The 18,982-nt window shown below is 68.6% G+C and carries 16 protein-coding genes; 6 read left to right on the forward strand and 10 right to left on the reverse strand.

The annotated features are described in order from the left end of the window. Window positions 1–11: 11 nt before the first annotated feature. The 5 genes from ACUTAG_RS26430 to ACUTAG_RS26450 form a co-directional block, all read right to left on the reverse strand. A complete protein-coding gene (locus ACUTAG_RS26430; RefSeq protein ID WP_026383831.1) occupies window positions 12–752 on the reverse strand; it encodes an ABC transporter ATP-binding protein in 741 nt (246 codons plus the stop codon). Then, a complete protein-coding gene (locus tag ACUTAG_RS26435; RefSeq protein ID WP_238866616.1) occupies window positions 740–1,558 on the reverse strand; it encodes an ABC transporter permease in 819 nt (272 codons plus the stop codon). Before ACUTAG_RS26435 ends, ACUTAG_RS26430 begins: the two co-directional genes overlap by 13 nt. Next, on the reverse strand, window positions 1,555–2,568 hold the full coding sequence (locus tag ACUTAG_RS26440; protein ID WP_148316645.1) for an ABC transporter substrate-binding protein: 1,014 nt from the start codon (window positions 2,566–2,568) through the stop codon (window positions 1,555–1,557). The genes ACUTAG_RS26435 and ACUTAG_RS26440 overlap by 4 nt, the downstream gene beginning before the upstream one ends. Before the next feature lie 218 nt (window positions 2,569–2,786). Beyond that, entirely contained in the window at window positions 2,787–4,556 is a 1,770-nt protein-coding gene (locus ACUTAG_RS26445) for an acyl-CoA dehydrogenase (RefSeq protein ID WP_148316647.1), read from the reverse strand. A gap of 34 nt (window positions 4,557–4,590) precedes the next feature. Continuing rightward, a complete protein-coding gene (locus tag ACUTAG_RS26450; protein WP_446650382.1) occupies window positions 4,591–6,228 on the reverse strand; it encodes an acyl-CoA synthetase in 1,638 nt (545 codons plus the stop codon). Between the two features lie 461 nt (window positions 6,229–6,689). On the opposite strand from ACUTAG_RS26450, the gene ACUTAG_RS26455 reads away from it, so the two are divergent. Next, window positions 6,690–7,400: a Crp/Fnr family transcriptional regulator gene (locus ACUTAG_RS26455; protein WP_006384277.1), complete on the forward strand. Its 711-nt coding sequence runs from the start codon at window positions 6,690–6,692 to the stop codon at window positions 7,398–7,400. 13 nt (window positions 7,401–7,413) lie between these two features. On the opposite strand, the gene ACUTAG_RS26460 is transcribed toward ACUTAG_RS26455, so the two are convergent. Both ACUTAG_RS26460 and ACUTAG_RS26465 read right to left on the reverse strand, forming a co-directional pair. Continuing rightward, entirely contained in the window at window positions 7,414–8,142 is a 729-nt protein-coding gene (locus ACUTAG_RS26460) for an aspartate/glutamate racemase family protein (protein ID WP_148316648.1), read from the reverse strand. Window positions 8,143–8,163: 21 nt separating this feature from the next. Then, the gene (locus tag ACUTAG_RS26465; protein ID WP_006384279.1) at window positions 8,164–8,619 is read right to left on the reverse strand and encodes a MarR family winged helix-turn-helix transcriptional regulator; all 456 of its coding nucleotides are present in this window, start codon (window positions 8,617–8,619) and stop codon (window positions 8,164–8,166) included. A 225-nt stretch (window positions 8,620–8,844) separates the two neighbouring features. Between ACUTAG_RS26465 and ACUTAG_RS26470 the strand changes: the two genes are divergently transcribed. Both ACUTAG_RS26470 and ACUTAG_RS26475 read left to right on the forward strand, forming a co-directional pair. Beyond that, the gene (locus ACUTAG_RS26470; RefSeq protein WP_148316650.1) at window positions 8,845–11,130 is read left to right on the forward strand and encodes a nitric-oxide reductase large subunit; all 2,286 of its coding nucleotides are present in this window, start codon (window positions 8,845–8,847) and stop codon (window positions 11,128–11,130) included. A gap of 175 nt (window positions 11,131–11,305) precedes the next feature. Next, window positions 11,306–12,133: a formylglycine-generating enzyme family protein gene (locus ACUTAG_RS26475; protein ID WP_251201404.1), complete on the forward strand. Its 828-nt coding sequence runs from the start codon at window positions 11,306–11,308 to the stop codon at window positions 12,131–12,133. 81 nt (window positions 12,134–12,214) lie between these two features. Here ACUTAG_RS26475 and ACUTAG_RS26480 read toward each other — a convergent pair whose 3' ends face one another. The 3 genes from ACUTAG_RS26480 to ACUTAG_RS26490 form a co-directional block, all read right to left on the reverse strand. Then, window positions 12,215–12,625 (reverse strand): PIN-like domain-containing protein, encoded by a 411-nt coding sequence (locus tag ACUTAG_RS26480; RefSeq protein ID WP_127481422.1) that lies wholly within the window; start codon window positions 12,623–12,625, stop codon window positions 12,215–12,217. After that, complete coding sequence (locus ACUTAG_RS26485) at window positions 12,622–13,344, reverse strand: DUF433 domain-containing protein (RefSeq protein ID WP_148316654.1); 723 nt, start codon at window positions 13,342–13,344, stop codon at window positions 12,622–12,624. The genes ACUTAG_RS26480 and ACUTAG_RS26485 overlap by 4 nt, the downstream gene beginning before the upstream one ends. Window positions 13,345–13,521: 177 nt before the next feature. Then, a complete protein-coding gene (locus ACUTAG_RS26490; RefSeq protein ID WP_148316656.1) occupies window positions 13,522–14,289 on the reverse strand; it encodes a Crp/Fnr family transcriptional regulator in 768 nt (255 codons plus the stop codon). A 182-nt stretch (window positions 14,290–14,471) separates the two neighbouring features. Between ACUTAG_RS26490 and nirK the strand changes: the two genes are divergently transcribed. The 3 genes from nirK to aceE all read left to right on the forward strand — a co-directional run bounded on the left by nirK (window position 14,472) and on the right by aceE (window position 18,828). After that, a complete protein-coding gene (gene nirK, locus ACUTAG_RS26495) occupies window positions 14,472–15,554 on the forward strand; it encodes a copper-containing nitrite reductase (RefSeq protein WP_047992901.1) in 1,083 nt (360 codons plus the stop codon). A 13-nt stretch (window positions 15,555–15,567) separates the two neighbouring features. Further along, window positions 15,568–15,894, forward strand: coding sequence for a c-type cytochrome (locus ACUTAG_RS26500; RefSeq protein WP_006384284.1), 327 nt, complete (start codon window positions 15,568–15,570; stop codon window positions 15,892–15,894). A 273-nt stretch (window positions 15,895–16,167) separates the two neighbouring features. Further along, complete coding sequence (gene aceE, locus ACUTAG_RS26505; protein ID WP_054515844.1) at window positions 16,168–18,828, forward strand: pyruvate dehydrogenase (acetyl-transferring), homodimeric type; 2,661 nt, start codon at window positions 16,168–16,170, stop codon at window positions 18,826–18,828. Window positions 18,829–18,982 lie beyond the last annotated feature (154 nt).

Genomic DNA, 18,982 nt, shown 5'->3' on the forward strand with positions numbered 1-18,982 from the left:
GCGCGTTCCGCTCAGTGATGTTCGAGCGTATGGGCGATGGCCGCCACCTGCCGCGCGAACGCCGGATCGGCGCGGTCGCGCGGCCGCGGCAGGTCGATGTCGTAGTGGCCCGCGATGTTGGCCGGGCGGCCGCCCAGCACCACCACCTTGTCGGCCAGGAACACCGCTTCCTCGATGTCGTGGGTGACGAACAGCACCGCCGCGCCGGAGGCCTGCCACACGCGGATCAGCTCCTGCTGCAGGTTGCGGCGGGTGATGGCGTCGACCGCGCTGAAGGGTTCGTCCATCAGCAGCAGGTCGGGCTTGACGGCCAGGGCGCGGGCGATGCCGACGCGCTGCGCCTGGCCGCCGGACAACTGGTGCGGCCAGCGGCGGCCGTAGTCGCCCAGGCCGGTCAATTGCAGCGCGGCGTCGATGCGCTGCTGCCGTTCCTGCCGATCCAGGCCCAGGCCTTCGAGGCCGTAGCCGACGTTGCCGCCGACCGTGCGCCACGGCATCAGGCGGCTGTCCTGGAACACCACGGCGCGGCTGCGGCGGCCGGGGCGCGCGGGCGCCTGGAAGCGGACCTCGCCGCCGGCGGGATCGGCCAGGCCGGCCGCCGCGCGCAGCAGCGTGGATTTGCCCACGCCCGAACCGCCCACCACGGCCACGAAGCTGCCCGCCTCGATCGCCAGCGACAGGCCCTGGATCACGGGCGCGTCGGCGCCCGGATGCCGGTACGAGAGTTTCGAGAATTCGATCACGGACGCCATTGCAGCACCTTGCTTTCGACCGCCGAGAACGCCAGGTCGCAGAGCGTGTAGACCAGCGAGATGATCAGCATGTAGACCACCACCGCGTCGTAGGCGCCGACGCCGGCGGCGGCGTTCATTTCCTGGCCCATGCCCGGCACGCCCAGCAGTTCGGCCGCGATCAGCGTCATCCAGGCCTGGCCGATGCCGGTGCGCACGCCCGACAGCGCGCCGGGCGCGATGGCCGGCAGCGTCACGCCCAGCGCGCGCGCCACGTAGCCGCCGTGGCCGAAGGCGCGCGCCAGTTCGTAGTAGCGCGGATCGACGTTGCGCACCGCGCTGTAGGTGGCGAAGTAGTTGACCCAGAACACGCCGATGGCGATGACGAAGGCGGCGCCGGCATGGCTGACCTTGAACCAGGCGATGGCGAACACCACCCAGGCCAGCGGCGGGATCGGCCGCAGGATGCGCGCCAGATAGGCTTGCGCCAGGTCGAAGCGCGGCAGCGTGGCGGCCGCCAGGCCGACGGCAAAACCCAGCGCGGTGCCGGCGGCCAGGCCCCAGAAGTAATGCACGAGGCTCGAGCCGATGGCCGGCAGCAGGCGGCCCGATTGCCATTCCTGGACCAGCGTGGCGGGCAGCGCGAATGGGTCGGGCAGGGTGCCCGGGGGCGCCCATTGCCAGATCAACGCGGCCTTCCAGATGGCGATGAAGATGGCCAGCCCGCCGATGCCGTACGCCGCCCGGCGCGCGGCGGCGAACCAGGGCGGCGTGCCCTTGCGCGCGCGCGGCGCGGGGGCGGCCAGGGCCGGGGCGGTCTGGCTCATGGTTTCTTGGCCTTGTCGTAGAAACGGGTGTCGAACAGCTGCCTGACGTCGACCTTGGCGGCCTCGACCGTGCCCAGGCTGGCCTGGAAGGTCTGCAGCTCGGCGGTGGCGTCGACGATGGCGTGCGGGTCGGCCACGAACTGGTCATGCGAATTGCGAATGGCCTTTTCCACCAGCGCGCGGTCCAGACGGCCGCCGCCGACGTATTTCTGCACGTGCGCCGCGGCGCGCGCCGGGTCATCGCGCAGCAGGGCGGTGGCGGCCAGTTGGGCGTCGACCAGTTGCTGCACGGCCTCGGGGTGCTCGGCGATCAGCTTGTCGCGCACCAGCAGCACGGCGCCGGGCTGGTTCGGGAATAGTTGCGAGCCGCGCGCCACCACGCGCGATTCGGGGGCGCGGGTCAGCACGGTGGTGACGGTGGGTTCGAGGATGGCGGCGCCGTCGATGGCGCCGGTCAGCAGCGATTGCTGGATTTGCGCCTCGCCCTGGTAGATCAGGTCCAGGCTGGCCGGGTCCGCCTTCAGGCGGTTGCGTAGCCAGTATTGCAGCGCGGCCTCGGGCACGGCGCCCTTGGGGTAGCTGGCGATGACGGGTTTCCTGCCCTTGTCCTTGGCAAAGCGGGCGAACGCCGTGGCCGGATCGCCCGAGGCGAAATACGGCGCCAGCGCGCCCAGCGCGACCACGTTGACCTGCTCGACGATGTTGGAAGCCACCACCTTGATGCCGGCGCCCTTGGCGCTGGCCACCAGCGCCGGGCCGATGCCGACGTAGGCGATGTCCAGTTGCCCGGCCAGCAGCGCCTGGGTCAGCGCCGGACCGCTCTGGAACGACACCAGCTTGGGGGCCGGCGCGCCCTTGGCCTGCAAGGTGCCTTCTTCCAGCGCCACGAACAATTGCGCGTCCGGCAGGATCGGCAGGTAGCCGATTTCGAGCGCGGGCGGCGCGGCGTGGACGGGGGCGAAGGATGTCGCGGCGGCGACGAGCGCGGCGGTGAACAGCTTGCGGAGCATGAGGGAAATGTCCTGAACGACGGCGCCTTGGTGCGGCTGGCGGCTTGCCCGCGGGGCCGGGTTTCCCGGATCCGCTTAATAATTTTAGATATGTTTATGTCTTTTCATTATTCTTTCTGGTTATATGCTTAACGGGGGCCGTGCTCCATGGAAAAAGACCGCCGTGGCGGTCTTTCAGAAAGGAAGCCGGGGTCGCCGTCGCGGCGACCGGCGCGGCTTCAGGGCTGCACGGCATACTCGATCGAGCCGGCCACCACCGCCGCCAGCCCCGGCGCCTGGGTCAGCCTGTGCAGCGCGTAGGTCTGGGCCGTGGCGATCTTGGCCTGGTGGAAGGCCGGGTCTTCGTCCAGGTGGTCCAGCGACGCGAGCAGCGCGCGCGCCATCTGCCAGCCGGCCAGCACCGTGCCGGCCAGCAGCAGGTAGGGCACGCCCGAGCCGAACACCGCGTTGGGATGCGCGGCGGCGTTGGCCACCACAAAGTCGACCGTGTTGGCCAGCGCCAGGCGGCCCTGGCGCAGCGGCGTCAGCACCAGGCGCGCGGCCGGCTCGCTGCGCGCCTGCAGCGCTTCCTCGGTCTTGCGGATTTCCTCGATCAGCGCCTGCGCCACCGCGCCGCCGTCGCGCAGCGTCTTGCGGCCGACCAGGTCGTTGGCCTGGATCGCGGTGGTGCCTTCGTAGATGGTGAGGATGCGGGCGTCGCGGTAGTACTGGGCGGCGCCGGTTTCCTCGATGAAGCCCATGCCGCCGTGCACCTGCACGCCCAGGCTGGCGACGTCGATGGAGGCTTCGGTGCACCAGCCCTTGACGATCGGCACCAGGAATTCCTGCACCGCCAGGTGGCGGGCGCGCGCCGCCGGATCGGCGCTGGCGTGCGCCAGGTCGGCGTGGCCGGCGGTGTAGTAGGCCAGCGCGCGGCCGGCCTCGGTCAGGGCGCGCATGGTGCCCAGCATGCGGCGCACGTCCGGGTGCTGAATGATGGGCACGGCCTCGCGCGAGGAGCCGTCCACCGGGCGGCTCTGCACGCGTTCGGCGGCGTAGGCCAGCGCGTGCTGGTAGGCGCGGTCGGCCACCGCGATGCCCTGCACGCCGACGGCGAAGCGGGCCGCGTTCATCATGATGAACATCGCGTCCAGGCCGCGGTTTTCCTGGCCCACCAGGTAGCCGATGGCGCCGCCCGCGTCGCCGAACTGCAGCGTGGCGGTGGGGCTGGCCTTGATGCCCAGCTTGTGCTCGATCGACACGCAGGTAACGTCGTTGCGCGCGCCCAGCGAGCCGTCGTCGTTGACCAGGAACTTGGGCACCAGGAACAGCGAGATGCCCTTGACGCCCTCGGGCGCATCGGGCAGGCGCGCCAGCACCAGGTGGATGATGTTCTCGGCCAGGTCGTGCTCGCCGTAGGTGATGAAGATCTTGGTGCCCGAGATGCGGTAGGTGCCGTCGCCGACCGGCTGCGCGCGGCTGCGCAGCAGCGCCAGGTCGGAGCCGGCCTGCGGCTCGGTCAGGTTCATGGTGCCGGTCCACTGGCCCGACAGCATCGGGCCAATGAAGCGTTCGCGCAGTTCGGGCGAACCGGCCGTCAGCAGCGCCTCGACGGCGCCGTTGGTCAGCAGCGGACACAGGGCGAACGACAGGTTGGCGGCGTTGAGCATTTCGGAGCAGGGCGCGCCCAGGAGGCCGGGCAGGCCCTGGCCGCCGTATTCGGCCGGATGCGTCATGCCCTGCCAGCCGGCCTCGGCGTACTGGCGGAAGGCCTGCTTGAAGCCGGGCGAGGTGGTGACGGCGCCATCGCGCCAGGCGCTGGGCTCGCGGTCGGCGGGATGGTTCAACGGCGCCAGCACGTCGGCGGCGAAGGTGGCGGCTTCCTCCAGCACGGCCTGGGCGGTGTCGGGCGTGGCTTCGGCAAACTGCGGCAACGCGGCCACCTGCGGCAGGCCGGCCAGGTGGTTCAGCACGAACAGCATGTCTTTCACGGGGGCTTGGTACGTCATGGCGTCGGAGCTCCGAGGTCTGGATGAGAGGGAATCAGGTGGCGTCGATGGCGCGGGTGGAACCCACCGCGGCGCGCAGTTCGAATTTCTGGATCTTGCCGGTCGAGGTCTTGGGCAGTTCGCCGAAGCGCACCGCGCGCGGCACCTTGAAGCCGGGCAGCAGCAGCTTGCAGTGGGCGATGATCTCTTCGGCGGTGGCGCTGTGGCCGGGCTTGAGTTCGACGAAGGCGCAGGGCGTCTCGCCCCATTTCGGGTCAGGCATGGCCACCACCGCCACGGCGGCCACGGCCGGATGGCGGTAGAGGGCATCCTCGACCTCGATGCTGGAGATGTTCTCGCCGCCCGAGATGATGATGTCCTTGCTGCGGTCCTTGATGCGGATGTAGCCGTCGGGCGTCATCACGCCCAGGTCGCCGGTGTGGAACCAGCCGCCGCCGAAGGCTTCCTCGGTGGCGCGCTCGTTCTTCAGGTAGCCCTTCATGCAGATGTTGCCGCGGAACATGATTTCGCCCACGGTCTGCTCGTCGGCCGGCACTTCTTCCATGGTGTCGGGGTTGCGCACCGAGACGCCGGCCTGCAGGTGGTAGCGCACGCCCTGGCGCGCGGTCAGCAGGGCGCGCTGTTCGTCTTCCAGGTCGTTCCAGGCGTCCTGCGGGGCGCACACGGCGGCCGGGCCGTAGACCTCGGTCAGGCCATAGACGTGGGTCAGCTCGAAGCCGATTTCCTTCATCTTGGCGATCACCGCCGGCGCGGGCGCGGCGCCGGCCACCATGGTGCGCACGGTATGGGTGATGCCGGCGCGCAGCTCGGCCGGGGCGTTGGCCAGCGCGCTCTGCACGATGGGCGCACCGCAGTAGTGGGTGACGCCCTCGGCGCGGATCAGGTCGAACACGGTCTTGGGGTCGAACTTGCGCAGGCAGACGTTGACGCCGGCGCGCGCCGCCACGGTCCAGGCGAAGCACCAGCCGTTGCAGTGGAACAGCGGCAGCGTCCACAGGTAGACCGGGTGCTTGGGCATGTCCCATTCGAGGATGTTGCTGACGGCGTTCAGGTACGCGCCGCGGTAGTGGTAGACCACGCCCTTGGGATCGCCGGTGGTGCCCGAGGTGTAGTTCAGCGCGATCGCGTCCCATTCGTCGGCCGGCGGGCGCCAGTCGAAGGTGGCGGGGGCGGCGGCCAGGAAGGCCTCGTAGTCGGTGGCGCCGGGCAGGGTGGCCGGGACGCCGTCCAGGTCGTGCACCGAGATCACTTTCAGGTGCGGGAATTCGGCGCGGGCGCGTTGCGCGACCTCGGCGTATTCGGTGTCGACGATCAGCGCGCGGGCCTCGCCGTGGCCCAGCATGAACAGCACGCTGGGCGTGTCCAGGCGGGTGTTGAGGGTGTTGAGCACGGCGCCCAGCATCGGCACGCCGAAGTGCGCCTCGACCATGGCGGGGATGTTCGGCAGCATCACCGCCACCGTGTCGCCGCGCTGGATGCCGGCGGCGGCCAGCGCGCCGGCCAGGCGTTGCGCGCGTTCGTAGGTCTGGGCCCAGGTGCGGCGCACGGCGCCGTGCACCACGGCCAGGCGGTTGCCATAGACCTGCGCGGCGCGGGCGATGAAGTCGACCGGGGTCAGGGGCTCGTAGTTGGCGTCACGGCGTGCCAGGCCGTGGTCGAACATGCTGCTCATGCTTGTCTCCTGTGGGGCGCGGGGACGCCCGGATATGCTTTTATGCGGGAAACTTGATCTGGATCGCCGGGGTTGATCTGTAGCCGGAATCCCGCTGCTTGCCAGGGGGCACCAACCTTCACAGGAGCCTCGCATGAGTGCCAAAATGAGCGACTATCAAGGCGCGAAGCGCAGTCGTGGCGGGACCACGGCGAGCATTCGCAACGTAGAGAGGCGCTCATTTTGGCGCTCACCCTACGGGCAGGCAGGTAATCGGCCGCCAGGCGTCGTTGCGCTCACCTTGCGTGGCAAAGCCACGCGGCGGCGACCACGCCTAGCCTGGCGGCCGATTACCTGCCTGTGCGAGGCTCCTGTGAAGGTTGGTGCCCCCTAGCTTATCGGCCGCCGGAAAATGGTGTCTGTCGCCTGCATGACAGACCTTTTTCCAGGCGCCCAACCCGCAGTTTTACACGGTTCTTTCCATGTCCGACGTTTCAAACGATGTTTCCCGGACCGAGCTGGCCGCGCTGTTGCGCGGCTGCGCCTGGTTCACCGCGCTGGACGCGCCGCACCAGGATTTGGTGCTGGCCACGGCGCGCGCCGAACACGTGGCCAGCGGCGCCTGGATCGCGCGCCGCAACGCGCCGTCGGATTACTGGCTGGGGGTGCACAGCGGCCTGCTCAAGCTGGCGATCTACAACGAGTCGGGACGCAGCTGCACGTTCTCGGGAGTGCCGCCGGGCGGCTGGTTCGGCGAGGGCAGCGTCATCAAGCGAGAACTGCGCAAGTACGACGTGGTGGCGATCCAGCCGTCGCTGGTGCTGCTGGTGCCGGCCGCCACCTTTCATGCGCTGCTGGCCGCCAGCCTGCCGTTCTCGCATTTCGTCATCGGCCAGTTGAACGACCGCATGGGCGAGTTCATCGCCTCGATCCAGAACCATCGCCTGCTGGACGCCGATGCGCGCGTGGCGCAGTCGCTGGCGCAGCTGTTCAACCCGCAGCTGTATCCGTCCACCGACCTGACGCTGGCGATTTCACAGGAAGAATTGGGCTACCTGACGGGCCTGTCGCGCCAGCGCGTCAACCAGGCCTTGCAGACGCTGGCGGACCAGGGCGTGCTGGCGCTGTCGTACAACCAGATCAAGGTGCTGGCGCTGGATCGCCTGCGCCAGTACGGACTGGACCAGCTCTGAACGCGCGCGCGCCTCAGGCCGCGGCGCGCGGCGGCGTAGGCGCGTTCAGGGCGCGATCCAGGGCCGCGCGCGCCAGGATGCGGGTGGAGTCCAGCGTCGGCAGCGCGCAGTTGGCGTCGTCCAGCACCAGCGGCAATTCGGTGCAGCCCAGCACCACCGCGTCGCAACCGGCGTCGCGCAGCCGCGCCACCACGCCTTGCAGCAAGGCCACCGATTCGGGCTTGAAGACGCCGTAGACCAGTTCGTCCATGATGACGCGCGCCAGCAGGTCGCGGTCGTCAGGCGCCGGGCGCACGTAGTCCAGCCCGCGCTCCCGCAGCTTCTCGGGATAGACCGCGCTGTCGACCAGCCAGCGCGTCCCGAGGATGCCGATGCGGCGCAGGCCGCGCGCGGCCGCCACGGCGGCGACTTCCTCGGCGATGTGCAGCCAGGGCAGGGGCGACCCCGGCAGCACGTGGTCCAGCGCCTGGTGGATGGTGTTGTCGGGGCAGACCAGGAAATCCGCGCCGGCGCGCGCCAACCGGTTCGCGGAGGTCAGCGTCAGCGCGCCCACGCCGGCCAGGTCATTGCGTTCCAGGCACGCCACGTAGTCCGCCAGCGACAGGCTGTGCAACGACACCTCGGGGTGCGCGTGCGGCCCCAGGCGTTGGGCGCCCTCGGCGCAGATCGTGCGGTAGCAGAGCGCGGCGCCTTCCGCCGAGCAGGCGACGATGCCGATGTGCAGGGGCGGACGGGCGGGCATGCGGACTCCGTGGCGGCCGGGTCAGGCGGCGGGTTTGGACAAGGCCCGCGCATGGCGGGCGATCTGGCGGAATTGTTCGGCCATGGCGTCCTGCTGCGCTTGCGGCAGTTGCGACAGGAACAATTCGTCGATGGCCGGGCCGTAGACCTTCCACATCTTGCGCCGCAGCGCCAGGCCGTCCGGCGTGATGCGGGCATAGGTGGCGCGGCGGTCCTCGTCGGAACGGAAGCGCTCGACCAGTCCGGCGGCCTCGATGCGGTCCATCAGGCGCGTCAGGTTGTAGCGCGCGATGACCATGCGCTCGGCCACCTCGAACATGCGCGCGGTGCCTTGCGGCGCGCGCTCCAGCGCCCACAGCGCGTCATACCACGCCAGCGGCGGTAAGCCGGCGGCGGACAGTCGTTTCTCGATCTCTTCCACCACCAGCGCATGCGCGGTCAGGAAGAGGCTCCACGCGTCGGGCTTGCCCGTGGCCATGCGGTCGCTTCCTTTTGTCTAGAGATTTCGCAGCCCGGATTGTAGAGGCCCGGACCGCCGCTGGCAGGGTGGAAATCACCGCATGCCGGTTCTTTATACCCTGCCAGGTTCGGGTAGAAAGCACCGGCCCTGTTTCAAGTTGCTGATTTTCCTGTTTTTTTCCCTGGCACGAATTTCGCATGGGAGGGCATACCCCACAACGCAACACAGGAGGGTGTTCCCATCATGGGCCCGTATCGAAGGTTATGGTTCACGTTGATCGCCGTGTTGGCGGTCACGTTCGCATTGCTCGGCTTCTATGGCGGTGAAGTCTACCGACAGGCGCCGCCCATTCCAGAGGAGGTCGCCAGCGCCGACGGCACGAGCCTGTTCGGCCGCGACGACATTCTCGATGGCCAGACCGCCTGGCAGTCCATCGGCGGCATGCAGCTGGGCTCGATCTGGGGCCATGGCGCCTACCAGGCGCCCGACTGGACCGCCGATTGGCTGCACCGCGAGCTGATGGCCTGGCTCGATCTGGCGGCGCGCGATGCGCACGGCCGCGACTACGGCCAGCTCGACGCGCCGGCCCAGGCCGCGCTGCGCGAGCAGCTCAAGGCCGAGTACCGCGCCAACCGCGCGGACGCGGCCGGCGGCAAGCTCACGCTCAGCCCGCGCCGGGCGCAGGCCGTGGCGCAGACCGAGGCCTACTACGACCAGTTGTTCTCGGACGCGCCGGCGCTGCATCGCAGCCGCGAAAACTACGCCATGAAGGAGAACACCCTGCCGGACGCCAACCGTCGCCGGCAGATGACGCACTTCTTCTTCTGGACCGCCTGGGCCGCCGCCACCGAGCGCGAGGGCACCTCGGTCACCTACACCAACAACTGGCCGCACGAACCGCTGATCGGCAACCACCCCAGCAGTGAAAACGTGATGTGGTCGATCATCAGCGTGGTGGTGCTGCTGGCCGGCATCGGCCTGCTGATCTGGGCCTGGGCCTTCCTGCGCGGCAAGGAAGAGGACGAGCCGCCGGCCCCCGCGCGCGACCCGCTCACCACCTTCGCGCTCACGCCTTCGCAGCGGGCGCTGGGCAAATACCTGTTTCTGGTGGTGGCGCTGTTCGGCTTTCAGGTGCTGCTGGGCGGCTTCACCGCGCACTACACGGTCGAGGGGCAGAAGTTCTATGGCATCGACCTGTCGCAGTGGTTCCCTTATTCGCTGGTGCGCACCTGGCACATCCAGAGCGCGTTGTTCTGGATCGCCACCGGCTTCCTGGCCGCTGGCCTGTTCCTGGCGCCGCTGATCAATGGCGGGCGCGATCCGAAGTACCAGAAGGCCGGGGTCGACATCCTGTTCTGGGCGCTGGTGCTGGTGGTGGTCGGTTCGTTCGCCGGCAACTACCTGGCGATCGCGCAGATCATGCCGCCGGACCTGAATTTCTGGCTGGGCCACCAGGGTTATGAATACGTCGACCTGGGCCGCCTGTGGCAGATCGGCAAGTTCGCCGGCATCTGCTTCTGGCTGGTGCTGATGCTGCGCGGCATCGTGCCGGCGCTGCGCACGCCGGGCGGCGACAAGAACCTGCTGGCGCTGCTGACCGCGTCGGTCGGCGCCATCGGCCTGTTCTACGGCGCCGGCTTCTTCTACGGCGAGCGCACCCACCTGACCGTGATGGAGTACTGGCGCTGGTGGATCGTGCACCTGTGGGTCGAAGGCTTCTTCGAAGTGTTCGCCACCACCGCGCTGGCCTTCATCTTCTCGACGCTGGGCCTGGTGTCGCGCCGCATGGCCACCACCGCCAGCCTGGCCTCGGCCTCGCTGTTCATGCTGGGCGGCATTCCCGGCACCTTCCACCACCTGTACTTCGCCGGCACCACCACGCCGGTGATGGCGGTGGGCGCCAGCTTCTCGGCGCTGGAAGTGGTGCCGCTGATCGTGCTGGGCCACGAAGCCTGGGAGAACTGGCGCCTGAAGACGCGCGCGCCGTGGATGGAAAACCTGAAGTGGCCGCTGATGTGCTTCGTGGCGGTGGCCTTCTGGAACATGCTGGGCGCGGGCGTGTTCGGCTTCATGATCAACCCGCCGGTGTCGCTGTACTACATCCAGGGCCTGAACACCACGCCGGTGCACGCGCACGCCGCGCTGTTCGGGGTCTACGGCTTCCTGGCGCTGGGCTTCACGCTGCTGGTGCTGCGCTACATCCGGCCGCAGTACGCGCTCAGCCCTGGCCTGATGAAGCTGGCCTTCTGGGGCCTGAACCTGGGCCTGGCGCTGATGATCTTCACCAGCCTGCTGCCGATCGGCCTGATCCAGTTCCATGCCAGCGTCAGCGAAGGCATGTGGTACGCGCGCAGCGAGGCCTTCATGCAGCAGGACATCCTCAAGACCCTGCGCTGGGGCCGCACCTTCGGCGACGTGGTGTTCCTGCTGGGGGCGCTGGCGATGGTGGTGCAGGTCATCCTGGGCCTGCTCAGCGGCAAACCCGCCGCGGCCGAGCCGGTGCTGCGGGCCGAGCCCGCGCGCCGCTAGCTTGCGGGTCCGGCGTGGATGCGCGCGGCAGGCGCATCCACGGGGCGGCGGCCTGCTGTTTGCGCCCGGTCCATTGCGCTCATTGCGCCAGCGCAAAGAGGACCAGGCCGGGCGGCGTTCCAATGACAGCGGATCCCGGGGCATCGTGACCCCGGGCGCAACCGGAGCGCCATCCATGCGCCGCCCGCTGGCCGCTGTCTTCCTGGTCCTGTTGACCGCCTGCGGGCCCGCCGAGCGGGCCCGTTCCCTTTCCCCCGACGTGTCGCGGCTGCCGCCGGGGCAGGTAGCCTACCTGCCGCCGGGCGAGACGCTGCGCAACGGCTATCCGGTGTCGCCGGCGCCGCTGCGCGCGGAGCTGGCGCGCGGCGTCGTCATCATGACGCGCCAGGTCAGCCAGGCCGAGTATGCGGCCTGTGTCCGCGCCGGCGCCTGCAAGCCGCTGGATCCCGGCTTCCGGGACCTGGACGCGCCGGACCTGCCCGCGATCGGCCTGAGCTGGAGCGACGCCTCGGCCTACGCCGCCTGGCTGTCGGACCGCAGCGGGCAGCGCTGGCGCCTGCCGACGTATGCCGAATGGGTCTATGCGGCCGGCGACGCCTACCGCGAGGAAACGCCGCTGCCCGCCTCGGACGCCGATCCGGCGCAGCGCTGGCTGGCCGAGTACGACGCGCAGACCCGGCGCGGCCAGGAAGCCACCGAGGTGCGCCCGTTCGGCGCCTATGGCACCAATGCCACCGGGCTGATGGACATGGCGGGCAGCGTGTGGGAATGGACCGATGACTGCTACACGCGGCGCATCCTGGCGCTCACGCAGGGGGGCGAGGCGGGGACAGCCGGCCCTGACGACGGCGCCGACCGCAACTGCGGCATCCGCGTCGCGGCGGGGCGGCACATCGCCTATCTGCCCGACTTCATCCGCGACCCCAAGGGCGGCGCCTGCTCGGTCGGCGTGCCGCCGGCCAACCTGGGGCTGAGGCTGGTGCGGGAGGACAACCCGACCTGAGGCGGCAGGGCATGAAACATGAAGGAGAATACTGCCGCCGGGCGTGTCGAGACCAGGCGCCGACGGGGCCCTGAGATAGACCTACAACTGGCGAAATCTACCCGAAGCGCGCCACGGTACTTCCAGCGCGGAAGCTTCCACCGCATTGGCTTGGTCGACGATTCTTGGCCACCACAAAATGAACTGGGCCGTTTTTTCCCAATATGGCTTGGACGCCCACGATGGCTGCAGCACAAAGACGGACAGTCCGAACTGGCGAATCGCCCGACGCTCCGCGCCATTCTGCTTGCGAAATGCATCGCAGGAAATGACGCACCAGTTCTTTTCTCGACCCAGCGGTTCAAGCCATGCAAGGTCTTGCGTGTTGGCGGGGAATCGTTCGCGCAGTTGGACAACTTTCTCCAACGCCGTGCTTGTAAATCGACGTCTGCTCGCGGCGCCCATCGTGGCGGCCCAGGCGGGCGGCAGATTGTTGTCAAACAGGAAATTCAATGGGTTCTCTGCTTCAGGCTGGATTCGAACCGGACAGCAGCGCGTACAAATCTATGCGGAACATCGTAGATCGCCGAGGTGGACGCGATGGCGTTTTCGTTTTCGCCTTCCGCAAGATATGAGGCGTAGAGAATGTCAGTGGGCGTGCCCGTGTCTTCGATGATGGGACTGCCGAATTGTCTCGATGGATCAAGGACAATGCGTTCGCGTTTCAACGTTGGATACCACTTTGTCGCCTGGGCGCCGTTGTACTCGATGCCCGCATACAGCGACGGTGTGATGATGTCGCGAAAGACGTTCTGACGGTTCTTCAAATCGACAAGAGAGGTTCCTTCGCTTTCCGCCTGCTTCAACGCTTCGCCAAAAATCGTCTTGCCGTCTGTCTTGAACTGCAGGTTTGTGAATGGGTATGCCACGCCGTAGATGGATCGAGCGCTTTCCAGGCATTTCCGTATGACGATCAGCGGAATTCCGTGCTGGATAAAGGCTCGGACGAATCTGACTTCCAGAAGGTCCTGAAAGCCGATGATCGGTTCCTCGTGTTCGGATACATCCACCTGCGTTTGCCAAAGCGGTGGAGAAAACGCCCGCAGGTCTCCCCCATCGGGGCCTTTCTTGGGGAAATGATACCCAAATAGCCAACGGTTCAAGTCGCGCGGCTTGGCTTGCACCAGTTTGCCGGCTTCCCGCAGAGAATAGATTCCAGTGCCGTTGTACATGGTGATAGTGCGGTAGATCTGGAATTCAGTTTAGCACCCGATGAACGGGCCGCGACGACGCTATTTGCGACGCTAGGCTGGTTTTCTCACCATCGCCAGTTGCCTCGATCGGGCGTCGCGAAATACGGATTGGGGCGGGGAAAAACAGGGGCGATCTGCAGCCACGGCTACTGCCTGTCAGCGATAAAATGCGTCGCCTGGCCCGGGCGGCCCGTCGATACAGGATGTGCAGCCCGCACAGGTCGGCGCCGCCGCGTGCGCGCCCACCCGCGCCAGCGCGGCGGGCGAGCGCAGCACGATGCGCTTGCGGCCGCTGTCGACGATGCCGCGCTGTTTCCAGCCGCTGAGCAGGCGGCTGACGGTGTGCAGGGTGGTGCCGGTCATTTCGGCGATGTCCTGGCGCGTGATGGGAAAGGCGATGCCGATGCCGTCGGCCGTGGGTTCGCCGGCGCTGTCCACCAGCCGCAGGATGGCGCGGGCCACGCGCTGCTCGACCTCGTCGTTGGACAGTTCCTGGATGCGCAGGTGCGCGTCCTGCAGCCGCCGGCCCATGGTCTGCAGGGCCTGCGCGGCCAGCTGCGGGTGGTGATTGGTGAAATGCTCCCAGAGCGCATCGGGCCAGGCCAGGCAGACGCTTTCCTGCACCGCCAGCACGGTGGCGGGATAACGCGGCTGGCGCATGGCGCACGCCAGGCCGAAAAGATCGCCGGGATTGACGTAGCGCACCACCACCTGGCCGCCTTCGGGCGTGACCTGCGCCACTTTCAGGCAGCCGCTGAGCAGCACGAAGAAATGCGCGGCGCTGGCGCCCTGGTGGTAGACCACGGCGCCAACTTCGAGCCGGCAGGGCTGCGCGCCGCGCAGCGCGGATTCCAGCTGCGCATCGGACAAGGGCTTGAAGAGATCCAGATTGCGCAGCAGGGCATGACAAAGGGGCGACGGCATCACGGGCTCCTGGCATGGGGGGATTGCGCTTTCATGGTGGCACCGCCACCCGGCCGAGGCAATGCGCGCGCGGCGCCAGGCTGACGCCGAGTTTGCGCTACAGCAAAGAACGGGAAGGGCATGCGCCATTCAATAGGGTTGCCGACCTACACGGCAGTTGAAAACCCGATAAGGAGCTGGACATGAACGCATTACGGCCCACTTTGCTGGCGGCGGCGCTGGCTTTTACGATGGCCGCCGGGACCGCCTGGGCGCAGGACGCCGACAAGCTGCCCCATACCAAGGTCACGCTGGTCGCTCCGCCCCAGGTGCATCCGCACGAGCAGGCGACCAAGTCGGGCCCCCAGGTCGTCGAATTCACCATGACCATCGAGGAAAAGAAGATGGTGATCGACGACAAGGGCACGACGCTGCAGGCCATGACGTTCAACGGCTCCATGCCCGGCCCCACGCTGGTGGTGCACGAGGGCGACTACGTCCAGCTGACGCTGGTCAACCCGGCCACCAACGCCATGCCGCACAACGTCGACTTCCACGGCGCCACCGGCGCGCTGGGCGGCGCCAAGCTCACCAACGTCAACCCTGGCGAGCAGGCCACGCTGCGCTTCAAGGCCGACCGCAGCGGCACCTTCGTCTACCACTGCGCGCCCGAAGGCATGGTGCCCTGGCACGTGGTGTCGGGCATGAGCGGCACGCTGATGGTGCTGCCGCGCGACGGCCTGAAGGACCCCGAGGGCAAGCCGCTGCGCTATGACCGCGCCTACACCATCGGCGAGTTCGACCTGTACATCCCCAAGGGCCCGGACGGCAAGTACAAGGACTACGCCACGCTGGCCGAAAGCTATGGCGACACGGTGCAGGTGATGCGCACGCTGACGCCGTCGCACATCGTCTTCAATGGCAAGGTCGGCGCGCTGACCGGCGCCAACGCGCTCACCGCCAAGGTCGGCGAGACCGTGCTGCTGATCCACTCGCAGGCCAATCGCGACACCCGCCCGCACCTGATCGGCGGCCATGGCGACTGGGTCTGGGAGACCGGCAAGTTCGCCAACCCGCCGCAGCGCGACCTGGAAACCTGGTTCATCCGCGGCGGGTCGGCCGGCGCCGCGCTCTACACCTTCAAGCAGCCTGGCGTGTATGCCTACCTGAACCACAACCTGATCGAGGCCTTCGAACTGGGCGCGGCCGGCCACATCAAGGTCGAGGGCAAGTGGAACGACGACCTGATGAAGCAGATCAAGGCGCCCGCGCCGATTCCGCGCTGACCAGGAGCCCGCCATGTCCCTCGCAATCAGATTGGCACTGGCGGCCGGCCTGGCCGTGGGCGGGCTCGCCCATGCCGCGGCCGACGCGCCGGCGCAGCTCGACCCGGCCGGTGAAAAGCTGTACCGCTCGGCCTGTGTGGTATGCCACGCCAGCGGCGTGGCCAACGCGCCCAAGCTGGGCGACAAGCAGGCCTGGGCGCCGTTCCTGGCGCAGGGCGCCGACGCGCTGCTGGCCACGGTGCTCAAGGGCAAGGGCGCCATGCCGCCGCGCGGCGGCACCGCCGCCGACGAGGCCACGCTGCGCGCCGCCGTGGCGTACATGATGGACGCCGCGCGCTAGGCGCGGACAGGAGCTCGGCCGGGATGGCCGGGCCGCTTCCTTCCTTCTTCGCCGTTGTCCCGCCCGCAGGTTGGCGCGGCCGCCTCCACGGTTCCCGCCGTCGGTCCTGGTCCCGTGGGCGTCGTCCATGCGTGCAAATAGTTGCACTTGCAATTGTTCAAAAACCTCCATACGATTGCAATTGCACATTATGCAAATGCAATTCACGATGTGAAACGATGGCGCCGACCTTTCGTGTCCGGGCGCCGCTTGCGCACCACAAGGAGGATGCCCATGGAACCCGAGATCGACTGCGTCGACATCGACCCCGAAGAAACCAGCGAGTGGCTGGACGCGATGCAGGCTGTGCTGGCGCACGAAGGCCTGCCGCGCACGCATTACCTGCTGGACCGCCTGATCGACCAGGACCGCGCCCGCAGCGGCGGCTATGCCGCGGCCGGCGTCACGCCCTACGTCAACACGATCGGCCTGCCGGTCCAGGCGCCGTTCCCCGGCGACACCCGCATCGAGGCGCGGCTGGACGCCTATCTGCGCTGGAACGCCATGGCCATGGTGCTGCGCGCCGGCAAGCATTCCGGCGTGGGCGGGCACATCGCCACCTATGCCTCGGCCACCACCCTGTACGAAACCGGCTACCGCCATTTCTTCCGCGCCGCCACGCCGGACTACCTGGGCGACATGCTCTACATCCAGGGCCATTCGGCGCCCGGCATCTACGCCCGCGCCTACCTGGAAGGGCGCCTGTCCGAAGCGGAGCTGGACCGCTTCCGCCGCGAGATCGGCGGCGGCGGGCTGGCGTCGTATCCGCATCCGCGCACCATGCCCGGCTTCTGGCAGTTCCCGACCGTGTCGATGGGCCTGGGCCCGCTGATGGCGGCCTATCAGGCGCGCTACATGCGCTACCTGGAAGACCGCGGCCTGATCGCGGCGCAGGACCGGCGCGTGTGGGGCTTCCTGGGCGACGGCGAGCAGGACCAGCCCGAGACGCTGGCGGCAGTCGCCATGGCCGGCCGCGAAAAGCTCGACAACCTGATCTTCGTGGTCAACTGCAACCTGCAGCGCCTGGACGGCCCGGTGCGCGGCAACGCCAAGATCATCCAGGAACTGGAAAGCGTCTATCGCGGCGCCGGCTGGAACGTCATCAAGGTGATCTGGGGCGGCGGCTGGGACGCGCTGCTGGCGCAGGACCACGACGGCCGCCTGCGGCGCCGCATGATGGAATGCGTGGACGGCGAATACCAGGTGTTCAAGGCGCGCGGCGGCGCCTACGTGCGCGAACATTTCTTCGGCGCCGACCCGGTGCTGCTCGAGCGCGTGGCGCACCTGAGCGACGACGAGATCGGCGCGCTCAACCGCGGCGGCCACGACCCGGTCAAGATGCACGCGGCCTACGCCGCGGCGCTGGCGCATCGCGGCCAGCCCACGGTGATCCTGGCCAAGACCGTCAAGGGCTACGGCATGGGCGCGGCCGGCGAAGCCGCCAACACCAACCACCAGCAGAAGAAGATGGCCGACCCGGCGGTGCGCGCGTACCGCGATCGCTTCGACCTGCCGGTGCCGGACGAGCGCCTGGCGGACATTCCGTACCTCAAGCCGGAACCCGGCAGCCCGGAACAGGCCTACCTGGAAGCCGCCACCCGGCGCGCCGGCGGCCACCTGCCGCTGCGTCCGGCCGGCCCGGGCCCGCAGGCCACGCCCGCGCTGGAAGCCTTCGCCGCGCACCTGAAGGGCAGCGACGGCCGCGAATTCTCCACCACCATGGCGTTCGTGCGCATCCTGGCGCAGTTGCTCAAGGATCCGCAGATCGGCGCGCGCGTGGTGCCCATCGTGCCCGATGAATCGCGCACCTTCGGTATGGACGGCATGTTCCGCCAGGTCGGCATCTACTCGCACGTGGGCCAGCTGTACACGCCGCAGGACGCCGACCAGCTCAGCGTCTACCGCGAGGATCGGCGCGGCCAGATCCTGCAGGAAGGCATCAACGAATCGGGCGCCATGGCTTCATGGATCGCCGCCGCCACCGCCTACAGCACCCATGGCGTGGCCACGATCCCGTTCTACATCTTCTATTCGATGTTCGGTTTCCAGCGCGTGGGCGACCTGGCCTGGGCGGCGGGCGACATCCGCGCGCGCGGCTTCCTGCTGGGCGCGACTTCGGGCCGCACCACGCTGGAAGGCGAGGGCCTGCAGCATGACGACGGCCACAGCCACGTGCTGGCCTCGGTGATCCCGTCGTGCATCGCCTACGACCCGGCCTACGCTTACGAGATCGCGGTGATCGTGCAGGACGGCATGCGCCGCATGTACCAGGAGCAGGAAGACGTCTTCTACTACCTGACGTTGATCAACGAGAAGACCGCCCACCCGCCGATGCCGGAAGGCGCCGAGGCCGGCATCCTGAAGGGCATGTACCGCCTGCGCGAGGGCGCGCCGGGCGAGGTCCGCGCGCAACTGCTGGGCAGCGGCGCCATCCTGGGCGAGACCCTGGCCGCCGCCGACTTGCTGCAACAGGACTTCGGCGTGGCGGCCGACGTCTGGAGCGTCACCAGCTATTCCGAGCTGCGCCGCGACGGCCAGGAGACCGAGCGCTGGAACCGCCTGCATCCGCTGGACGCGGCGCGCCAGGGGTTCGTCGAAACGCGCCTGGCCGACACCTCGGGGCCGGTGATCGCGGCCACCGACTACATGAAGACGGTGGCCGAGCAGATCCGTCCTTTCGTGGGGCGCCGCTACGTGACGCTGGGCACCGATGGCTTCGGCCGTTCGGATACGCGCCAGGCGCTGCGGGCGTTCTTTGAAGTGGACCGGCACCACATCGTGCTGGCCACGCTCAAGGCGCTGGCCGACGACGGCGTGCTGCCGGCGGAGCGGGCGGCCGAGGCGATCCGGCGCTACGGGCTGGATCCGGAGGCGGTGTCGGCGGCCTTGCCGTAGGGCGCGCGGGCGGCCGGGCCGCGACGCCGGCATCCTGTCACCGGGTCCCGTCGGCGCGGTGACGGGCCGCTGGTCCGGATCCGCGCCGGATCTCCGACGCTGTGACCGGGCCGGGGCTGGGGGCATGGCGGCCGACGTGGCCGCACTGGTGCAA

It is taken from the genome of Achromobacter sp. CSND-B12 (assembly GCF_052906545.1).

What these genes read in the sequence shown, in the direction of transcription:
- ACUTAG_RS26430 (WP_026383831.1), bottom strand. Translation starts at nt 752, where the DNA reads ATGGCGTCCGTGATCGAATTCTCGAAACTCTCGTACCGGCATCCGGGC.
- ACUTAG_RS26435 (WP_238866616.1), bottom strand. Translation starts at nt 1,558, where the DNA reads ATGAGCCAGACCGCCCCGGCCCTGGCCGCCCCCGCGCCGCGCGCGCGC.
- ACUTAG_RS26440 (WP_148316645.1), bottom strand. Translation starts at nt 2,568, where the DNA reads ATGCTCCGCAAGCTGTTCACCGCCGCGCTCGTCGCCGCCGCGACATCC.
- ACUTAG_RS26445 (WP_148316647.1), bottom strand. Translation starts at nt 4,556, where the DNA reads ATGACGTACCAAGCCCCCGTGAAAGACATGCTGTTCGTGCTGAACCAC.
- ACUTAG_RS26450 (WP_446650382.1), bottom strand. Translation starts at nt 6,228, where the DNA reads ATGAGCAGCATGTTCGACCACGGCCTGGCACGCCGTGACGCCAACTAC.
- ACUTAG_RS26455 (WP_006384277.1), top strand. Translation starts at nt 6,690, where the DNA reads ATGTCCGACGTTTCAAACGATGTTTCCCGGACCGAGCTGGCCGCGCTG.
- ACUTAG_RS26460 (WP_148316648.1), bottom strand. Translation starts at nt 8,142, where the DNA reads ATGCCCGCCCGTCCGCCCCTGCACATCGGCATCGTCGCCTGCTCGGCG.
- ACUTAG_RS26465 (WP_006384279.1), bottom strand. Translation starts at nt 8,619, where the DNA reads ATGGCCACGGGCAAGCCCGACGCGTGGAGCCTCTTCCTGACCGCGCAT.
- ACUTAG_RS26470 (WP_148316650.1), top strand. Translation starts at nt 8,845, where the DNA reads ATGGGCCCGTATCGAAGGTTATGGTTCACGTTGATCGCCGTGTTGGCG.
- ACUTAG_RS26475 (WP_251201404.1), top strand. Translation starts at nt 11,306, where the DNA reads ATGCGCCGCCCGCTGGCCGCTGTCTTCCTGGTCCTGTTGACCGCCTGC.
- ACUTAG_RS26485 (WP_148316654.1), bottom strand. Translation starts at nt 13,344, where the DNA reads ATGTACAACGGCACTGGAATCTATTCTCTGCGGGAAGCCGGCAAACTG.
- ACUTAG_RS26490 (WP_148316656.1), bottom strand. Translation starts at nt 14,289, where the DNA reads ATGCCGTCGCCCCTTTGTCATGCCCTGCTGCGCAATCTGGATCTCTTC.
- nirK (WP_047992901.1), top strand. Translation starts at nt 14,472, where the DNA reads ATGAACGCATTACGGCCCACTTTGCTGGCGGCGGCGCTGGCTTTTACG.
- ACUTAG_RS26500 (WP_006384284.1), top strand. Translation starts at nt 15,568, where the DNA reads ATGTCCCTCGCAATCAGATTGGCACTGGCGGCCGGCCTGGCCGTGGGC.
- aceE (WP_054515844.1), top strand. Translation starts at nt 16,168, where the DNA reads ATGGAACCCGAGATCGACTGCGTCGACATCGACCCCGAAGAAACCAGC.